Origin of the sequence: Pseudomonas sp. LSJ-87, from assembly GCF_032971465.1 — a bacterium.
Taxonomy (GTDB): domain Bacteria; phylum Pseudomonadota; class Gammaproteobacteria; order Pseudomonadales; family Pseudomonadaceae; genus Aquipseudomonas; species Aquipseudomonas putida_Z.
The window spans coordinates 19456-37944 of the sequence record NZ_JAWJYQ010000029.1 but is presented as its reverse complement, the minus strand read 5'-3'; the positions used below and the strand labels follow the sequence as shown (position 1 = coordinate 37944).

Below are 18489 nucleotides of genomic sequence, written 5' to 3'. Positions count from 1 at the left end.
CATGGAGGCAGAGAACAACATGGCCGGCACCTATATATAGATATATATAGTTCGGCATAGCGATACGGTCAGTTTCATGAGCAAAAAGGACGCCTACACCCAGGCGGGCAGGACAGCAGTGCTGCAGAACATCCAGGGCACCCTGCAGTTCCTGCAGCGTTTTCCGCCGTTCAACCAGATGGAACACAGCCACCTGGCCTACCTGGTCGAGCAGTGCCAGCTGCGCTTCTATGCCAGCGGCGAAAGCATCGTCAAACCTGCCGACGGGCCGGTCGAGCACTTCTACATCGTCAAGCAGGGTCGCGTGGTGGGTGAGCGCCAGCACCTGGTCAAGCCTGGTGTGGAAACCACCTTCGAAATCACCAGCGGCGAATGCTTCCCGCTGGCTGCCCTGCTCGGCGAGCGAGCGACCCGTACCGAGCACTTGGCCGGTGAGGACACCTTCTGCCTGCAGCTGAACAAGGCCGCGTTCATCCGCGTGTTCTCGATGTCGGAAGTGTTTCGGGATTTTGCCCTGCGCGGGGTCAGCAGCCTGCTCGACCAGGTCAACCAGCAGGTACGCCAGCGCGCAGTGGAAACCCTCGGCACCCAGTATTCGCTGAACACGCCACTGGGTGAACTGGCCATGCGCCACCCGGTGGTATGCAGCCCCGACACGCCCCTGCGCGACGCCGTGCGGCTGATGCACGAGCAGCAGGTCGGCAGCATCGTGGTGGTCGACCCGCAGCGCTACCCCATCGGCATCTTCACCCTGCGCGACCTGCGCCAGGTGGTGGCTGCGTCCGATGCCGACCTGGGCGCGCCGATCGCGCGGCACATGACCGCCCAACCGTTCTACCTCAGCCCCCAGGCCAGCGCCTTCGACGCAGCCATGGCCATGACCGAGCGGCATATCGCCCACGTATGCCTGGTGGAAAACCGACGCCTGTGCGGTGTGGTTTCGGAGCGCGACCTGTTCTCCCTGCAACGGGTCGATCTGGTGCACCTGGCGCGCACCATCCGCCATGCGCCACGCCTGGATACCCTGGTCTCGCTGCGCGGCGAAATCAGCCAACTGGTCGAGCGCATGCTGGCCCATGGCGCGTCCTCCACGCAGATCACCCAGATCATCACCCTGCTCAACGACCACACCGTGTGCCGGGTGATCGAACTGGCGCTGGCCGAGCGCGGTGACCCGGGCGTGCCGTTCAGCTGGCTGTGCTTTGGCAGCGAAGGGCGGCGTGAACAAACCCTGCACACCGACCAGGACAACGGCATCCTCTTCGAAGCCGCCGACGGCGCCGAAGCCGACGCCATCCGCGCACGGCTGCTGCCGCTGGCGCAATACATCAACCAGTGCCTGGCCCAGTGCGGCTTCACCCTGTGCAAGGGCAACGTCATGGCCGGCAACCCCGAGCTGTGCCTGTCGCGCAGTGAGTGGGCGCGGCGTTTTGCCAGTTTTGTCCGTGAAGCCAGCCCGGAGAACCTGCTGGGCTCGAGCATCTATTTCGACCTGCGCGTGGTGTGGGGCGACGAGCAAGGTTGCGAGCAACTGCGCCAGGGTCTGCTCGAGCAGGTGGCCGACAACCGCATCTTCCAGCGCATGATGGCTGACAACGCCCTGCGCCAGCGCCCGCCGGTGGGCCGCCTGCGCGAGTTCGTGCTGACCCGCCAGGGCAACGACAAGGCCGCCACCCTCGACCTCAAGGTCCAGGGCCTGACGCCCTTCGTCGATGGTGCCCGGCTGCTGGCCCTGGCCAACGGCATCGGTGCCTGCAATACCCTGGAACGCCTGCGCCAGCTGGTGGCCAAGGGCGTGATCGAGGCACTGGACGGCGCAGCGTATGAAGAGGCCTACCACTTCATCCAGCAAACCCGCATGCAGCAGCACCAGCGCCAGACCCGCGACAACCTGCCCTACTCCAACCGCCTGGACCCGGACAGCCTCAACCACCTGGACCGGCGCATCCTGCGCGAGTCCCTGCGCCAGGCCCAGCGCCTGCAAAGCAGCCTGGCCTTGCGGTACCAGCTATGAGCCTGTTCGCCTGGTTGCGCCCCAGTGCGCCCGAACTGGACCATGCCACGCGCCAGCGCCTGGCCCGGCTGCCCAAGGCCGCGCCCCTGGGGGTGTGTACCCTGCGCGAGCAGCGCTGGGTGGTGCTCGACCTGGAGACCAGCGGCCTGAACCCCAACCGTGACCAGGTGCTGTCGGTTGGCGCCGTGGCCATCGAAGATGGCGCCATCGACTTTGCCCAGCAGTTCGAACGCACCCTGCACCGGCCTTTGCAGAAGACCAACGCCAGCGTGCTGATCCATGGCCTGGGCCCGAGTGCCCTGGCTGCCGGTTGTGACCCGGCCGAGGCCTTGCTCGATCTGCTCGACTTCATTGGCAATAGCCCGGTGCTGGCATTCCACGCGCCGTTCGACCAGCGCATGCTGGCCCGTGCGCTGAAGGAAAGCCTCGGCTATCGCTTGCACTCGCCCTTCCTGGATGTTGCCGAACTGGCACCGATGCTCAACCCCGACACAGTGCTGCGCGAGGCCGGGCTGGATGACTGGGTGGCGCGGTTTGGCCTGCAGGTAGAGGAACGCCATCATGCCAGCGCCGATGCCTTGGTGACCGCCGAGCTGGCGCTGATCCTGTTCAGCCAGGCCCGCCGCCAGCAGCTGGACAGCCCGCTGCAGCTGGAGCAGCGCTTGCGCGGGTGGCGCAGGCGCAAGGTGCACAACCACGGCCTGTAGATTTGTATTGACCTGACAGGGCCAATCGCCGGCAAGCCAGCTCCCACAGGTACTGCACAAGTTCCAGAATCAACGCGTTTCCTGTGGGAGCTGGCTTGCCGGCGATTGGCCACCTGCCTTTTCCATGATGGCCATCCGATAAGCGTCCATTGCACCCACCCCCTCCCCTCTGCAACAATCGCGAATAATTATCGTTAGTTAATGCATTCGTTCCGGGGGGACGCTGCTTGTCTTCTGCACAGAGCCCACACGCCGATCTGGTCGGTGCGCTGTACCGCGACCACCGCGGCTGGCTGCTCGCCTGGCTGCAACGCAGCATGGCCTGCCGCCAACGTGCCGAAGACCTGAGCCAGGACACCTTCGTGCGCCTGCTCGGCCGTGAGCAACTGGATACGCCCCGCGAACCCCGCGCGTTCCTGGCCGCCGTGGCCAAGGGCCTGATGTTCGACCACTTCCGCCGCGCCGCGCTGGAACAGGCCTACCTGGCCGAACTGGCCCTGATGCCGGAAGCCGAACAACCTTCCCCGGAAGTGCAGCACCTGATCCTCGAGGACCTCAAGGCCATCGACCGCCTGCTCGGCAAGCTGTCGAGCAAGGCCCGCGCAGCATTCCTGCACAATCGCCTGGACGGTATGAGCCATGCCGAAATCGCCGAGCGCATGGGGGTTTCGGTGTCGCGGGTGCGCCAGTACATCGCCCAGGGCATGCGCCAGTGCTACGTGGCCCTGTACGGGGAGCCGACGTGAGCAGTGCACCGGTTTCGTCCCGGGTGCTGGAAGCCGCCATTGCCTGGAAACTCAGCCTCGACAACGGCAGCGGCACACCCGACGAGCGCAGCGAATTCATGCGCTGGCATGCCGCCAGCGAGGAGCACGCCCGCGCCTGGCGCCAGCTCGGCGCCATGGACCAGCGCGTGAGCGCCGCTGCCGGCCCGGCACGCCAGGCCCTGCTGCAATCGCGCGCCGGCCTGCGCCGACGCATCGGCAAGGTCGGCGGCGGGCTGGCCGGCATGTTTCTTTTGGGCTCGCTGCTGGCCTGGGTCGGCGCACCATCGCTGGCACCGAGCTACTGGCTGGCCGACCAGCGTACCGCCACCGGCGAGCTGCGTACCCTGCGCCTGGAAGACGGCACCTTGCTGAGCCTGAACAGCCACACTGCCGTGGATATCGACTACGCCGGCGAGCAACGGGTAATCGTGCTGCACCAGGGCGAGATCTCGGTCGAAACCGGCCATCAGGACCCGCGCCCGCTGCTGGTGCGCACCGACGATGGCCGCCTGCGCCCATTGGGCACGCGCTTCCTGGTACGCCGCGAGGACGACGGCACGCGCCTGGAGGTGTTGCAGGCCTCGGTCGCCGCCATGCCGCTGAACAGCGGTGACGAACAGGTGCTGCGCGAAGGCCAGCAGGTGCTGATGAACGCCAACGGCCTTGGCCGGATCGGCACTGTGCCAGCCGGTGCCGACGCCTGGACCCGCGGCATGCTGGTGGTGGACAACGTGCGCCTGGCTGACCTGCTGGCCGCGCTCGGCCAGTACCGCAGCGGTTACCTCGGGGTGGACGACCAAGTCGCCGACCTGCGGGTGACCGGCAGCTTCCCGCTGACCGACACCGACCTGGCACTGTCGTCGCTGGTGCCGGCACTGCCGGTGAAGGTCGAGCGGCATACGCCGTGGTGGGTGACCGTCGTTCCCAAGTAGGCCTGTACCGGCCTCTTCGCGGGTAAACCCGCTCCCACAGGATTGCACCAGCCTCAAAGCCCCCGCGATCCCTGTGGGAGCGGGTTTACCCGCGAAAGGGCCGGTACAGGCAAAAACCAATTCCAAATAATTCTCAATTTTTTTCAGATTCGCCCTGTCACTTTTCAAATCTCGCTCGGCAAGGAAGCAGAAAGCACTTATCCGTCGAGGAGCCGCTGCATGTCCCGTGCTGTTGATCGTATCCTGCGCCCCAGTCTGATGGCCTTGGCCATCGCCGTGGCCGCGCCATTGGCCAGCCCTGCCCTGTTCGCCGCCGAGCAATCCGCTCAGCGCGCCTACGACCTGCCCAGCGCCCCGCTGGCCACCACTCTCAACCAGATCGCCAGCCAGGCCGGCATCGCCCTGGCCATCGACCCGGCACTGGTCAGCGGCCGCACCTCCGCCCCGGTGAGCGGGCAGTACGATGGCCTTGGTGCCCTGCAGGCCGCCCTGCGCGGCACCGGCCTGCAGCTGCAGCAAAGCAGCGTGGGCAGCTACAGCCTGGTGGCTACGCCGGAAGGGACACTGGCGTTGCCGGAGACTGCGATCAATGCGACTTCCAACTATGAAAGCGCCTGGGGGCCGGTAGAAGGTTACACCGCGACCCGGACAGCAGCTGGCACCAAGACCGACACCGCCATCGCCGAACTCCCCCGCTCGGTAAGCGTGATCACCCGCCAGCAGATGGAAGACCGGCCGGTGCTCAGCCTGAACGATGCCCTTCGCTACACCGCTGGCGTGCAAAGCAGCGGCTATGGCTCCGACTCGCGCAGCGACTGGTTGCTGGTACGTGGTTTTGAGCCTACCCAGTTCCTCGATGGCCTGCCATTGCCCAAGGGCAACTACGCCACCCCAAAGATCGAACCCTGGAACCTGGAGCGCATCGCCGTGCTGCGCGGCCCGGCTTCTTCGGTCTACGGCCAGACTCCACCAGGCGGCCTGCTGGACATGACCAGCCGTCGGCCGCAATTGGAAAGCAGCCACGAAGTCGAAGCCCAGGTTGGCAGCAACAACCACAAGCAGATCAACTTCGACAGCACCGGCAAGCTCGACGATGCAGGCCAGTTCCTGTACCGAGTGAGCGGCACCGTACGTGACAGCGGTGCGCCGGTAGACCACATCCCGGACAAGCGCTACAACATCGCGCCCAGCCTGACCTGGAACATCAACGACGATACCAAGCTGACTTTCATCAGCCAGTACACCCGCGATGACACCGGCATCACCGGCCAGTTCCTGCCACTGCAAGGCACCAAGCTGGATAGCCCCGCAGGCAAGATTTCGCACCACAAGAACCTGGGCGACCCGGATTGGGAGTCCTACGACCGCACCTACTACCACCTGGGCTATGCGTTCGAGACCCGCCTGAACGATACCTGGCAGTTCCGTCAGAACCTGCGCTACGCGCGTAACGAACTGGACTTCAAGGGCATTACCGCCGGTGGTTCGATCTGGCCAGCCGGCCCGGACGAAGCTGTCAGCGCCGATGGCACCGTGCAACGCACCGCCGGTATCGTCGAGGAGGACATCTCCCAGTTCGCCCTGGACAACAACTTCCAGGCCGACTTCCAGACCGGCCAGGTTGCCCATACCCTGCTGCTGGGTCTCGACCACCAGCGCTCGGACAGCAATGCCCGCTGGCGCTGGGGCTCGGCTGGTGTGCCACCGAGCAATATCCACAACCCAATCTACGGTCAGGATTTCTCGAACGTTCAGTACTTCGACATGTACGACTACGACCAGAAAACCCAGCAGACCGGCCTGTATATCCAGGATCAGATGGCTCTGGACAACTGGCGCCTGACCCTTGGTGGCCGTGAGGACTGGGTGCACACCGGCACCACCTTCCACAACAAAGGCGACGCCACCAACACCCAACGCGACAAGAAATTCAGTGGTAACGCAGCACTCAGCTATGTATTCGATAACGGCCTGACGCCTTACATCTCCTATGCCGAGTCGTTCCAGGCCGCCACCGGCTCCACCGTCAACAGCACCGATGCCTTCAAACCGACCGAAGGCAAGCAATACGAACTGGGCATCAAGTACCAGCCTCCAGGCAGCAATAGCCTGTTCACCGCTGCTGTGTTCGACCTGACGCAGGAGAACATGTCGGTGACCGAGGGTGGTGTAACCCGCCAGGTTGGCGAAGTGCGTGTCAAAGGCCTGGAGCTGGAGGCTACCTCGGATGTGACCGAGAACCTCAAACTGGTGGGCTCGTACACCTACAACGACAGCGAAATCATCAAAGGCACCAGTGACGAGAAAGGCAAGCGCATGGCGCAGGTGCCGCGCAACCAGGCCACTGCCTGGGCTGACTACACCTGGCACAGCGGACCACTGGATGGGTTTGGGGTCGGTGTTGGCGTGCGCTACGTGGGCGACACCTACGGTAATACCACTAACACCGATTGGGGCCATGTGGGGTCCTACACCGTCTACGACGCATCGGTGCACTACGACCTGGGCCGCCTGAACAGCACTCTCAAGGGAGTGACCGTGGCCGTGGATGCGAAGAACCTGTTCAACAAGGACTACTTGTCTACCTGTGACGGGTACTACTGCTACTACGGCGACGAGCGCAACGTGGTGGCCAGTGTCAATTACAAGTTCTGAGTGAACGGGGGCCGCTTTGCGGCCCTTTCGCGACACAAGGCCGCTCCTACAGGAAAACGTGCTCCCCTGTAGGAGCGGCCTTGTGTCGCGAAAGGGCTGCGCAGCAGCCCCAGCTTCCAACAGGCAAAAATCGGTACCGTGATGAAAAGCCCAACCATCCGCCGCTGGTCGGTGATCCACACCTGGAGCAGCCTGGTCTGCACCCTGTTCCTGCTGTTGCTGGCAGTCACCGGCCTGCCGCTGATCTTCCACCACGAACTCGAACACCTGCTCGGCGACGCCCCCGAACTGCGGGAAATGCCGGCCGATACGCCACACCTCGACCTGCAGCAGTTGGTGATCAAGGCCGAGCAGCACCGCCCCGGCGAGGTCATGCAGTACTTCGGCTACGACGAGGACGAAGCCAACGGCGTAGTGGCCATAACCGCCGCCACCGCCGGCACCGAACCCAATTCGTCGCACACCTTCATGCTCGACGCCCGCACCGGTGAAGCCGTGGCCATGCCCGCCGCCAACGGCGGCTTCATGATGACCATGCTGCGCCTGCACGTGGACATGTTCGCCGGCCTGCCCGGCAAGCTGCTGCTGGCCTTCATGGGCGTGCTGTTCGTCGTGGCGATCATCTCCGGCACCGTACTCTATGCACCGTTCATGCGCCGCCTGGACTTCGGCACGGTGCGCCACGGCAAATCCCGTCGCCTGCGCTGGCTCGACCTGCACAACCTGATCGGCGTGGTCACCTTGGCCTGGGCACTGACGGTAGGCGTGACCGGCGTCATCAGCGCGCTGTCGGACCTGGTCATCGCCGCCTGGCGCAACGACAGCCTGGCCGCCATGGTTGCCCCGTACCGTGATGCCCCACCGCTCACCGAACGCGCCCCGGCCACCCACCTGCTGACCATCGCCGAACAGGCCGCCCCCGGCATGCGCCCGGACTTCATCGCCTTCCCCGGCACACGCTTTTCCAGTGAGCACCACTATGCGGTGTTCATGAAGGGCGCCACGCACCTGACCTCGCACCTGCTCACGCCCGTGCTGATCGATGCGCGAACACTGGCGGTGACCGCCGTCGGCGAACGCCCCTGGTACATGGATGCCATGGGCCTGTCGCAACCACTGCACTTCGGCGACTACGGCGGCCGGCCAATGCAAATCCTGTGGGCGCTACTCGATGTGCTGACCATCATCGTCCTCGGCAGCGGCTTGTACCTGTGGTGGGGCAAACAACGCACGAAGCGGGAGGCGCGGGCATGAGCCACAAGTCACAGCCGACCTGGCGCATCTTCATCTGGCCGATGGTCGTGGCCCTGCTCACTGCCGTGGGGCTGTTTGCCGCCTTGCTGGGGGACGGGGTCTGGGACAGCCTGGCCTGGCTCGGCCTGGGGGTGTCGGCGGCTCTCGGCATGCAAGGTTTCTACCCTCGTCCACGGCAGTAACCGGGTAATACCCGCACCCTCTTTTGCCACGACATGGTTGGCTCCCATTTTCCAAGGAGCCATACCATGACACCTTTGCAGCGCCTCGAAGCGCTCGATCAACAACTCATCGCCCTTGAGCAAGGCAAACCCGAACTGGCGGGCGAAACGGAACCGACCGCCATGCGTCAGCGTTTTTTTGGTGACCTGGCAGCGTTCTGGAACGACCCTGTCGAAGCAGGCCGCAGCCGCGTCCGGCAACTGCGCGAACTGCGTCATGAGCAACTTCTGGCCGAACTGGAACTGCGCCTCGCCGACCAGACCCTGGACTACAGCCACATCAGCCTGCTGCGCACCTCCCTGGAGCTGCCGCTACCCTGGCAGCGCAACCACCTGCCAGACGCCCACCGGGCCCAGGTTTATCGGCCGGTATTCAACCGTTCAAGCCCCCATGGCCGGTTGCCGTTACCCGGCGTGCTGGTATTGGTGGCAGACGCACCGGAAGGGGCCGTTGCCGAGCCTGCAACAGCCACAGGCCAGGCACTGCTGTGCAGCGTTTCTCATGGCGTTGAAGGCTTCGCCAACCTGGCCGAACTGCATAGAGAGCTGTGCGAGCGCCTGGACGACCCCATGCAAAGCCGGCCAATGCTGCAACTGCTACCCCGCCTGCAGGACCAGCAACTGGTCCGATGTGCCGACCGGCTGCGCTACGAGTGGTTTACCGGCGACCTGGTCGAACAACAGGCCACTGACGTGATCGACGCGCAGCATCAACGGCTCACCATCGCCTGGCACGCCGCCTGGACGCTTGACCAGAACCCGGATCTGCCGGCGCTGAAAACCGCCCTTGCCAAACAGCAGTCACTGACCGATCTCATGGGCAGCCAATATGCGTTGTCCACCCGTTATGCGCTGCTGCTGGAAAAACACCTTCCCGCCTGGCTGCGCCAGAGCTCCACGCAAAGCCTGACGCACATCATGCAAACGATCCAGGAGCTCGCCGGGGCCATCACCCAGGCTGCTGCACCCGGCCTTTTGACCCTGGAGGCGTTCGGCAATCGCCACCACCTGCTGGCATGGGTGCGCGAACACCTTGGCAAGGCGCTACGGCGCGAATTTTCCATCGACTTGCCTGCCGAAAAAGTCTGCATAACCGTCACGCTTGCACACCGCACCGGCCCGCTGATCAACCCGCTGGCACCTTCAGGTTACGTGGCTGTTGCCAACCGTCGCCATGTCGGTGGCACCATCGAACTGGTAACCACCACCTACCGCCTGGACGAGCTGGCCCTGCTGAACATCGGCTGGTTCGACGTCGATTACTGGCTGACTGCCCGGATACACAACGAAGACGGTTCCACGCTGGAATCGATATCCGCAGAAGGGGTAAAGCGCCTGGTGCGCGAGCTTGACGCCGGCAGTGGCTACATCCGCTACCTGCGAACCCACCTGCTGGAGTCTCCCGGTGCACGCTGGCGCATGCAATGCCACGGCAACATGAACCGCGCCCGCATGCGCGCCGAGGCGGCCAAGGCCCGCTATGCCAGGCACTTTCTGAACGATACCCACGAGCGAGGCTATCGCTGGGTCAAAGCCGTCACCGACCACCCCGACAACAATTGGCGCCCTACCATCGACGAGCATCGTATCGCGGTGCGCCAGCTGATCATCGACGGGCACACGCTGCAAGGGGTGCTGCTGCTCAATGCCGAGAGCGACAACCACCCGTCGCTGGTGCTGTATACACCGGACGCACCCGACCGGCGCGCATGGCGTGAATACCCCGATACCCGGGCGCTGCTCAGAACCCTTCGCAGCACGCCGTCCTTGCGAAAGTACCTGATCCAGCGCGCGCCTCTGGCTGATGGCAAGCGGCTCGACAAGTTGGTGCGCAAGGGCCGCCTCGGGCCATATGTGCAAAGGCCAATGATCAACGGCAACCTCTTCGATGCCCTTTACAAGGCCCAGGTCCACGCCATGATCGCCGAGGCCGATACCAACAGCCGCAGCAACCGCGAGCTGCTCGGCGAGTACGGGCTGTCGACGCTGCGCCTGGTTCTCGACATGATCAGCCTCGTGCTACCGGCCCCGACAATGTCAGCCCTGGCCTTCGGCCGTATGTCGATTTCGCTGTGGGACGGCTTCGAAGCCCTGGAAAAAGAGGATTATGCAGCAACCTTCCACCACGCCATGGCCGCTTTGAGCCACAGCGCCGACGGGTTGTCCAGTTTCGCTGGCTCGCCCCTCATGCGCAGGGCCATGCGCGGCCTGCCACCGCAACCCCCGCGCCCACTGCCGAAAACCCACGAAGCGGCCGTGGACGTGAGCAAGCTGCGCTACCGGATCGACGGGGTCCATGGCGAGGAAGTGTACGAACAGATCAACAGCGTGCCAGGTCCGGACCGGTACTTCGTCAAGGACAGCCAGGGGCGGTTGTACAACGTCCACTTCGACGGCTATCGCTGGAGGGTGCTCGACCCCAGGCAGCCGGATGCCTACGCGCAGCTGCCGATCAAACGGCTGCGCAATGGCAATTGGGTGGTCGATTCCATCGTGCTATGGCATGACGGGCTACCTGACATAGCCCAGCTGTTGGAAGAGGTACGCCTGCAACCGCCGCTCGAGGGCGAACCGGTGGCAGGGGAAGCCGACCTGCACGACGCCGGGGGGCAACTCTATCTGCAGCTGGGTGACCAGCAGTTGCCGGTTCGTCGGCACCTGCTCGCCGGGCATTACCATCTGCTGCTGCCCGAGAAGGCACTGGGCGCAGTCCACGCCTGGGCAGTACTGCGCCAACAGGGCGGCCAATGGCGCATTCGCGTGCGCCAGCCAGGCCGCAGCAGCGACTGGCTGGCACTGCCGGCGGATTACTCGGCCAGCTTGGGCAGCAGCCGGTCCAGCCGCTGATGCAAGGCACTGCCACTCGGCCAGTTGCGCAGCAGCCGCGCCCGATCACGGGCGTAGGCCGGGGCAAAGCTGAGCTGGGTGGCGTGCTGGCACATGGCGTCGAGGTCGATCAGCGACCACTGGCCGTTGTGCCAGAACAGGTTGTGGCCCTTGAAGTCGCCGTGGCTGATACGCTCGCGAATCAGTTGCTGCATCACGTGCACCAGGGCATCCACCTGCTCCTCGGGCGCATCGCCGTTATCCACATAGGGCGCGAAGCATTCGGCCAGGTCCGGGCCATCGATATACTCGGTGACCAGGTAGGCACGGCTTCGCAACCCCATCACCCGCTGCTCCAGCACCGCGAGTGGACGCGGCGTGGCAATGTCGAGGAATTCCAGGCGGTGGCCTTCGATCCAGGAATGCCAGGCCCGGCTCGGGCGCCAGAAGCGCTTGAACCAGTGCGCGGTGTTCTTGATGTTGTACCGTTTGAGCACCAGCGTGCGGCCGCCAACCTCGATGCGCGCCACACTGGCCGCACCACCGGTCTTGTACAGGTGGCCCTGGTCGATCAACGCGTCGGCCTGCTCCAGCACCGGCAGCATGGCTTCGACCTCGTCGCGGCGGATTGCCCGCAAGCCCGAAAGGCTGCGCTCGACACTGAACAGGCTGCATTCACGACCAGCCTTTTCCAGGTAATCCTTCTGGCGCCAGCTGCGCACCTTGTCCACCTGCTTCTGCAAGGCTTCCAGCGGCAGCGCATGCTCGGCGTTGGCCAGCAGGTAGTGCACCAGCAGTTCTTCGATGAACGGCTCCAGGCGCTTGGGTAGCTGGGCGAAGAACACCCCCAGGTTTTCCAGCACACGTGGGCGCGACAGCTGCTGGCCAGGCGTTTCGGCCTTGATGCCGGCGCCGTCGATCAGGTACAGCTTGCCGCCGTGGCGCAGCAGGTTGTCCAGGTGCAGGTCTTCCTGCCACAGGCCCCGGGCGTGCATGTGCGCCACTGCGGTGAGCGCCTCGCCCAGCACCAGGTGCTGCTCGTCGGCCAGTACCGGCAAGCTCTCCACTGCCGCCCAGGCATCGGCCAGGCTTTCGGCGCCGTCGAGGAATTCGAACAGCAGCCAGCCGCCCTCGCCTTCCTTGAGGCCGTCGGCCAGCAGCTTGGGCGTGGTCAGGCCCTGCTCGGCCAGCAGCTTCACGCCTTGCAGTTCGCGCTGGAAATGCCGTGCAGCGTTACCACCGACCAGCAGCTTGGCCAGCACCGGGGTACCGCGCCACACACCGGCGCCCACATAGCGCTGGCCCGGCAGCACGCGCAGCAGGCTGAGCAATTGCAGGTCGGCCGTGCCGGCGGCATCGGCCAGGGTGATGCTCAGGGGCAACGAGGGGCTGCGCCCGGCCTCTTTCAATTCAGACAAACGCATCAGCGGGCCTCTTTTTCACGACGGCGTTGCGTCAGGCGTTGCAGCCAGGTATCGACCAGCGTGCCATCGGCAGGCTGCGCCAGGTAGCTGGCCAGCAAGGTACGTACATCACGCTCGCTCCAGACCGGGGCGCGACGCAGCAGCGGCTCCAGGTCCTTGAGACGGTCACGCATGCCGAACAGCAGGGGGCGGGTCTTCTCCAGGTCGATCAGTTGCGCGTCCCAGCCTTCGCGGCGCTGGCGCAGGAAGATGTGCTTGGGGTAGAAGCAGCCATGCACCTGGCCGGCGCTGTGCAGGGTGCGCGCCAGCTGGCCGCAGGCCTGCAGGACGCCATTGCGTTCAGCATCGCTCAGTTGTGGCCACCGGGCCAGCAGGCTGTCGAGGTCGGCCCATTCGTCCAGGGCGCGAGTCATCAGGATCGCCCGGTGCGTGCCACCTTTCTTGCGCTCGCCATAGAACACCGCCTGCAAGGCCGGAATCTGCAGCTTCTGGTAACGGCTGATGTTGCGGAATTCGCGGGCGAAGGTCGGCTCGCCGAATGGCCGGTGCAGGGTACGGGTCAGGTAGTCGCTCTGGCGCTTGAGGTAGTAGCCCTTGCCTTCGAGCTCCAGGCGGAACACGCTGCTCCAGCCACCGCGGCCGGTGTTCGGTTCGTCCACGGCATCCAGTTGCAGCGCCCACAGCGCCTCGAAGTCGTCCAGGCCATGGCGTTTGAGCAGCGCGAGGTCCGCGCTGGCCAGGTAATCGGTCATTCCCTTCCCTCGAAAAAGCTCACCACCTGGCGAATGCGCTTCTTGTCACGCACATTCAGCCGGTCGCGGCCACGGTATTGCAGGTAGAAACGCAGGCGCTGGGTTGCCGACAGGTGGTATTTGGCCACTTTGTCCAGGCACGCCAGGTCCTTGATCATCCGGTGCCGCCACATGAAGCCGCGCCAGAAATCGCCGGTGGGGCAGTCGATGAAGAATAGCGTGCCCTGGTCGTCGACCAGCAGGTTGCGCCATTTCAGGTCGTTGTGGGCGAAGTGGTGCTGGTGCATGACCCGGGTGTGGCGCGCCAGCTGGCTGCTGACATGCCCGACCCAGGCGCGATCGGCCAGGCGTGCATCGTTGCGCTCGGCCAGCGCCGACAGGTCTTCGGTGCGCGGCAGTTCGCGGGTGATCATGGCCCCCCGGCCAAAGGCCAGGCCATTGCGCTCCAGGCCCCAGGCCACCACTTCGGCAGTGGGGATGCCCCACTTGTCGAACTGCTTGAGGTTCTGCCATTCGGCCTTGATCCGCGGCCGGCCCAGGTAACGGCGCATGTGCTTGCCGGCCCCGGTGTAGCGCTTGACGTAGTAATTGACCCCGTCACGCTCGATACGCACCACCTCGCTGATCGGGTCGCGGGTCAGGCGCTCGCCTTGCAGGGCAAATACCGCTTCCAGGCTGCCGAAGTCCGCCGCCAGGTGTTCGTAGCCCGGCGCCAGTGTCCACCCCGCCATCAGAGTGCATCCCCATAACGTTGCTTGCGGTCGTAGAGTTTCTGCGCCTTGCGCTCCAGCCAGGCGAGCAGCGCGGCTTCATCCTTCAGGACCTGCCGCAGCGGGCGCTGGAAGTAACCGCGCAGGAAGCGCAGCTTGTCGCGCTGGGTCAGGCCGATGTCCAGCGCCGAGAAGTACAGCGCGGCCAGGTCCTTGTCGCGCCAGCGGCGGCTGATTTTCGCCCGGGTCTGCGCGCGGTGCAGGTCGATCACCGACAGTTTGAAGTCGTCCGCCGTCACCGGGCGGTCGGTATGCAGCAGGAAGTGGCAGATGTAGCAGTCGCGGTGGTTGACCCCGGCGCGGTGCATGCCGCCGGTCATCTTCGCCACTTCGGCGATCAGCGCGCGCTTCAGGCGCGGCTCGGGCGGCTGCCTGACCCAGTCGATGCTGAAGTCTTCCAGGCTGATGGTCGGCGCCAGTTCTTCGGTGATGATGAACGAATGCTGCGCGGCCGGGTTGCTGCCACGCTCGCCATAGGCGACGGCAGTCATGGTCGGCACGCCAACCTGGTGCAGGCGCTGGATGGCCTGCCATTCCTGGCCGGCGCCAAGCACCGGCAGCTTGGCGGTAAGCAGGTTCTTGAAGATCTCGCCCCAGCCAATGCCGCGGTGGATCTTGACGAAGAAGCCCTCGCCAGCGACCTCGGTGCGCAGCGTGCGGCGCCCTTCCAGTTCGCGATAGACCTCGCCTTGCAGCGCCTCCACGGCATCGAAGGCATCACGCCCGGCCCACAGGCGCTTGAACGGTTCGGCCAGTATCAGCTTCATGCGGACTCCTGCCCCAGGATCACGTCGGCGGCATGCTGCGGCATGCTGTACAGATCGGCGGTTTCAGCAAACGCCAGGCCGTTGCGCGACCAGCTGGCGCGGGCCTGTTGGTCTTCGAGCATGCGCTGCAGGTAGCCATTGAGCTGTTCCTGCTCGAATGGCTCGTCCAGCACCAGGCCGCTGTCGGCCTCGGCAATGTAGTGGGCGTAGCCGCACACCTTGGAGACCAGCACCGGCAGGCCGGCCACCAGCGCCTCGAGCAGCACCGTGCCGGTGTTTTCGTTGTACGCCGGGTGGATCAGCAGGTCGGCGCCCAGCAGGAAACGCGGGATGTCGCTGCGGCCCTTGAGGAACTGCACCTGCTCGCCCAGGCCCAAGGTAGCGCTTTGCAGCTGGAACACCTTGGGGTCATCCTGGCCGATCACCATCAGCCTGGTGCGCTTGCGCAGGGCCGACGGCAGTGCGGCCAGGGCCTTGAGGCTGCGGTCAACGCCCTTGGTCTTGAAGCCCGAGCCAATCTGCACCAGCAGCAGGTCTTCATCGCCCAGGTTGAATTCCTTGCGGAACTCGGCGCGGATTTCGCCGGCATTGGCCGGCGCGCGGCGGTCCTGGGAAATGCCCGGCGGCAGCAGGTGGAAACGCTCCACCGGGGTGCCGTAGTGCTTGATGAACAGCGGCTGCTGCACTTCGGAAATCATCAGCACTTCGGTATGGGCGTCCTTGGCGAACACCGCACGTTCGTACTCGGCAAAGTGCCGGTAGCGGCCCCAGCGGCGGTACAGGCCGCCACGCAGGGTCTGCGCCTTGTCCTCGAAGCAGCCGTCGGCGGCGTAGTACACGTCCAGCCCTGGCATCTTGTTGAAGCCGATCAGGCGGTCGACCGGGCGCTTGGCCAGGTCGGCGGCCATCCAGGCGCTGAGCTTCTCGTTGCGGCGGTGGTTGAAAATCGCCTTCACCGGCGCCACCAGCACTTCGAAGCCCGGCGGAATGTCACCCTCCCAGATCAACGTGTACACACGGATCTGGTGGCCCCGCTTCTGGCATTCCAGGGCAATGCGCATGAAGTCGCGCTGCAGCCCGCCGAAGGGGAAATATTTGTAAAGCACGAAAGCCAGTTGCATCAACGGACATCCTCAGCCAGCAGCAACGCGCTCAAGCGGCTCGCCACATGCTCGGGATTCAGGCGAGTGAAGCACAATGGCCACTCGCGTTTCAGATCGAACCGGCGCAGGTCGTCGGCGCTCGGTTTGTAGGTGCACTTCTTCTGCAGGCAGGGCGCGCAGGGCCAGTCACTGGCCTGGTGAATCTGGGTCCGTCCGTAGGCGCCGGTCAGGCCCGGGTTGGTCGGGCCGAACAGCGAAATGGTGGGCACATCGAGTGCCGCCGCCAGGTGGCCGAGGCCGGTATCGACCGCCACGCAGGCTTTTGCCGCCGCCAGCACGCGTGCGACGCCGGCAAGGTTCAATTTGGGGAGCACCTGGCAGTTGTTCAAGCCCTGGGCGATGCGCTCGGCCCGCGCCTTCTCGGCCGGGTTGCCCCACGGCAGGCGCACTTCCAGCTTGCGCCGGCCCATGCGCTCGGCCAGTTCGCGCCAGTAGGCTTCGGGCCAGTGCTTGGTCGCCCAGGTGGTGCCATGCAGGAACACCACATAGGGGGCGGCCGGCGGCAGTTGCAGGCGCTCGAGGTCGAGGCCGTAGTTGCCGAGGCCTTCCGGCAGGTCGTAGGCCAGGGCCATGGCGAACAGCTGGCGCACCCGCTCCACCGCGTGCTGGCCGGTGGCAACCGACAGGCGCCGGTCATAGAAGCGGCTGGCCCAGCCTTCGCGGGCCGAGTAGCGGTCCAGGCCAGCCACCGGCGCCTTCACGTAGCGGGTCAGCCAGGCAGACTTGACCAGGCCCTGGGCGTCGATCACCAGGTCGTACTTGCGCTCGCGTACACGTTGCTTGAACGCCTTCCACTCGCCGCTCTTGATGGTTTGCCAGAGGTTCTTGCGCCAGCGGCGAATGGCCACCGGGATCACCTGATCGACCGCCGGGTGCCAGCTGGGGATTTCGGCGAAGCCTTCTTCCACCACCCAGTCGAAGCGGATGCCCGGGATGGCGTGGGCGGCATCGGTAAGCGCCGGCAAGGTGTGGATCACATCACCCAGCGACGAAGTCTTGATGATCAGTACCCGCACTTAGTCGACCTCGGCCACGGTATCGATCAGGTCCGGCCCGGTCAGGCTGTGCAGGGCAGCGATGACCTTGCCCGGTTCCAGCAAGCGCAGGCAGTTGTAGTGGCCGAAGCGGCAGGTGCGGTCGAAGCACGGGCTGCACTCGATGCCGGTGCGCACCACTTCCACGTGCTCGGCCAGCGGCGGGGTGAAGCCTGGCGAGGTCGAGCCGTACACCGCCACCAGCGGGCGGTTCAGCGCGGCGGCCACGTGCATCAGGCCCGAGTCGTTGGACACCACGGCATGGGCGCAGGACATCAGGTCGATGGCCTCGGCCAGCGAGGTTTCGCCGGCCAGGTTGGACGATTCTTCACGCAAGCCCGGGATCAGCCGGTCGCGGATCTGCTCACCAACCGGGTGATCGTTCTTCGAGCCGAACAGCCACACCTGCCAGCCCTGGCGGATCATCGCATCGGCCACGGTGGCGTAGTGCTCGGCCGGCCAGCGCTTGGCCTCGCCGAACTCGGCACCAGGGCACAGCGCCAGCACCGGGCGGTCCAGCTCCAGGCCGAACTTGGCCAGGGCGGCGTCGCGGCTTTGCGCTTCAATCTGCAGGCTGGGGCGCGGGTACGGCTGCGGCAGCTCGGCGCCGGGCGCGTAGGCCAGGGCCATGAAGCGCTCGATCATCAGCGGGTAGCGGGCCTTGTCCAGCTTGCGCACGTCGTTGAGCAGGCCGAAGCGCATTTCGCCGCGCCAGCCAGTGCGCTTGGGGATACCGGCAAAGAACGGCACCAGCGCCGACTTGAGCGAGTTGGGCAGCAGGATGGCCTGGTCGTACTGGCCGGCCAGGGACTTGCCGATGCGTCGCCGCGTGGCCAGTTCCAGTGCGCCGTGGCCGAGCGGGAAGCTCAGGGCCTGACGGACCTCGGGCATGCGTTCGAGGATCGGCCGGCTCCACTCGGGGGCCAGCACATCGATCACGCAGTCGGGGTGCTGCTGTTTCAGGCACTGGAACAGGGTCTGCGCCATCACCATGTCGCCGACCCAGCTGGGGCCAATGATCAGTATTCTCATGCTTAGTCCAGAAACGCTCGGGGAGGCTACAGGCTGCGGTACAGCCTGGCCTCCCCTCTTTATATTCAGGCTATGTGGCGGACAGTGTACCACTCAGGCATATCCGTCGCTGATTGCAGACCCTGTGGGAGCGGGTTTACCCGCGAACACCGGCGAAGCCGGTGCCAAGCA

15 protein-coding genes are annotated in these 18489 nt (G+C 65.2%); 8 read left to right on the top strand and 7 right to left on the bottom strand.

Annotated features, from left to right (window positions below; genetic code table 11):
* Positions 1-76 precede the first annotated feature (76 nt).
* The 8 genes from RYH74_RS17900 to RYH74_RS17865 all read left to right on the top strand — a co-directional run bounded on the left by RYH74_RS17900 (position 77) and on the right by RYH74_RS17865 (position 11397).
* The gene (locus RYH74_RS17900) at positions 77-2014 is read left to right on the top strand and encodes a DUF294 nucleotidyltransferase-like domain-containing protein (protein WP_317409846.1); all 1938 of its coding nucleotides are present in this window, start codon (positions 77-79) and stop codon (positions 2012-2014) included.
* Positions 2011-2721 (top strand): PolC-type DNA polymerase III, encoded by a 711-nt coding sequence (locus RYH74_RS17895; RefSeq protein WP_075044380.1) that lies wholly within the window; start codon positions 2011-2013, stop codon positions 2719-2721. The genes RYH74_RS17900 and RYH74_RS17895 overlap by 4 nt, the downstream gene beginning before the upstream one ends.
* Before the next feature lie 227 nt (positions 2722-2948).
* Complete coding sequence (locus RYH74_RS17890) at positions 2949-3467, top strand: RNA polymerase sigma factor (RefSeq protein ID WP_025337420.1); 519 nt, start codon at positions 2949-2951, stop codon at positions 3465-3467.
* Complete coding sequence (locus RYH74_RS17885) at positions 3464-4420, top strand: FecR domain-containing protein (RefSeq protein WP_025337419.1); 957 nt, start codon at positions 3464-3466, stop codon at positions 4418-4420. Before RYH74_RS17890 ends, RYH74_RS17885 begins: the two co-directional genes overlap by 4 nt.
* Before the next feature lie 219 nt (positions 4421-4639).
* Entirely contained in the window at positions 4640-7075 is a 2436-nt protein-coding gene (locus tag RYH74_RS17880; RefSeq protein WP_317409845.1) for a TonB-dependent siderophore receptor, read from the top strand.
* 141 nt (positions 7076-7216) lie between these two features.
* Positions 7217-8329 (top strand): PepSY-associated TM helix domain-containing protein, encoded by a 1113-nt coding sequence (locus RYH74_RS17875; RefSeq protein ID WP_085618454.1) that lies wholly within the window; start codon positions 7217-7219, stop codon positions 8327-8329.
* Positions 8326-8511, top strand: coding sequence for a hypothetical protein (locus tag RYH74_RS17870; RefSeq protein ID WP_274078775.1), 186 nt, complete (start codon positions 8326-8328; stop codon positions 8509-8511). The genes RYH74_RS17875 and RYH74_RS17870 overlap by 4 nt, the downstream gene beginning before the upstream one ends.
* 66 nt (positions 8512-8577) lie before the next feature.
* Complete coding sequence (locus tag RYH74_RS17865; RefSeq protein WP_317409844.1) at positions 8578-11397, top strand: dermonecrotic toxin domain-containing protein; 2820 nt, start codon at positions 8578-8580, stop codon at positions 11395-11397.
* Here the strand turns inward: RYH74_RS17865 and RYH74_RS17860 are convergent.
* The 7 genes from RYH74_RS17860 to waaF are packed head-to-tail and all read right to left on the bottom strand — an operon-like array spanning position 11358 to position 18318.
* Positions 11358-12800, bottom strand: a complete 1443-nt coding sequence (locus RYH74_RS17860; RefSeq protein WP_013970541.1) for a lipopolysaccharide kinase InaA family protein — start codon at positions 12798-12800, stop codon at positions 11358-11360. The two genes, RYH74_RS17865 and RYH74_RS17860, sit on opposite strands and share 40 nt — an antisense overlap.
* Positions 12800-13552, bottom strand: a complete 753-nt coding sequence (locus tag RYH74_RS17855; RefSeq protein ID WP_085600038.1) for a lipopolysaccharide kinase InaA family protein — start codon at positions 13550-13552, stop codon at positions 12800-12802. The genes RYH74_RS17860 and RYH74_RS17855 overlap by 1 nt, the downstream gene beginning before the upstream one ends.
* Positions 13549-14283 carry a lipopolysaccharide kinase InaA family protein gene (locus tag RYH74_RS17850; RefSeq protein WP_025337412.1) on the bottom strand — a complete coding sequence of 245 codons (735 nt, stop codon included), beginning with the start codon at positions 14281-14283 and terminating at the stop codon, positions 13549-13551. Before RYH74_RS17850 ends, RYH74_RS17855 begins: the two co-directional genes overlap by 4 nt.
* Positions 14283-15089 carry a lipopolysaccharide core heptose(I) kinase RfaP gene (gene rfaP, locus RYH74_RS17845; protein WP_025337411.1) on the bottom strand — a complete coding sequence of 269 codons (807 nt, stop codon included), beginning with the start codon at positions 15087-15089 and terminating at the stop codon, positions 14283-14285. The genes RYH74_RS17850 and rfaP overlap by 1 nt, the downstream gene beginning before the upstream one ends.
* Complete coding sequence (locus RYH74_RS17840; RefSeq protein ID WP_317409843.1) at positions 15086-16210, bottom strand: glycosyltransferase family 4 protein; 1125 nt, start codon at positions 16208-16210, stop codon at positions 15086-15088. The genes rfaP and RYH74_RS17840 overlap by 4 nt, the downstream gene beginning before the upstream one ends.
* The gene (gene waaC / locus RYH74_RS17835) at positions 16210-17268 is read right to left on the bottom strand and encodes a lipopolysaccharide heptosyltransferase I (protein ID WP_317409842.1); all 1059 of its coding nucleotides are present in this window, start codon (positions 17266-17268) and stop codon (positions 16210-16212) included. The genes RYH74_RS17840 and waaC overlap by 1 nt, the downstream gene beginning before the upstream one ends.
* Positions 17269-18318 (bottom strand): lipopolysaccharide heptosyltransferase II, encoded by a 1050-nt coding sequence (gene waaF / locus RYH74_RS17830; RefSeq protein WP_013970536.1) that lies wholly within the window; start codon positions 18316-18318, stop codon positions 17269-17271. It lies immediately after the preceding gene.
* Between the last annotated feature and the right edge of the window lie 171 nt (positions 18319-18489).

Coding starts and splice junctions, on each gene's coding strand:
- RYH74_RS17875 (WP_085618454.1), top strand. CDS start 7,217: ATGAAAAGCCCAACCATCCGCCGCTGGTCGGTGATCCACACCTGGAGC.
- RYH74_RS17880 (WP_317409845.1), top strand. CDS start 4,640: ATGTCCCGTGCTGTTGATCGTATCCTGCGCCCCAGTCTGATGGCCTTG.
- RYH74_RS17870 (WP_274078775.1), top strand. CDS start 8,326: ATGAGCCACAAGTCACAGCCGACCTGGCGCATCTTCATCTGGCCGATG.
- RYH74_RS17865 (WP_317409844.1), top strand. CDS start 8,578: ATGACACCTTTGCAGCGCCTCGAAGCGCTCGATCAACAACTCATCGCC.
- RYH74_RS17850 (WP_025337412.1), bottom strand. CDS start 14,283: ATGGCGGGGTGGACACTGGCGCCGGGCTACGAACACCTGGCGGCGGAC.
- RYH74_RS17855 (WP_085600038.1), bottom strand. CDS start 13,552: ATGACCGATTACCTGGCCAGCGCGGACCTCGCGCTGCTCAAACGCCAT.
- RYH74_RS17860 (WP_013970541.1), bottom strand. CDS start 12,800: ATGCGTTTGTCTGAATTGAAAGAGGCCGGGCGCAGCCCCTCGTTGCCC.
- rfaP (WP_025337411.1), bottom strand. CDS start 15,089: ATGAAGCTGATACTGGCCGAACCGTTCAAGCGCCTGTGGGCCGGGCGT.
- RYH74_RS17900 (WP_317409846.1), top strand. CDS start 77: ATGAGCAAAAAGGACGCCTACACCCAGGCGGGCAGGACAGCAGTGCTG.
- RYH74_RS17840 (WP_317409843.1), bottom strand. CDS start 16,210: ATGCAACTGGCTTTCGTGCTTTACAAATATTTCCCCTTCGGCGGGCTG.
- RYH74_RS17895 (WP_075044380.1), top strand. CDS start 2,011: ATGAGCCTGTTCGCCTGGTTGCGCCCCAGTGCGCCCGAACTGGACCAT.
- waaF (WP_013970536.1), bottom strand. CDS start 18,318: ATGAGAATACTGATCATTGGCCCCAGCTGGGTCGGCGACATGGTGATG.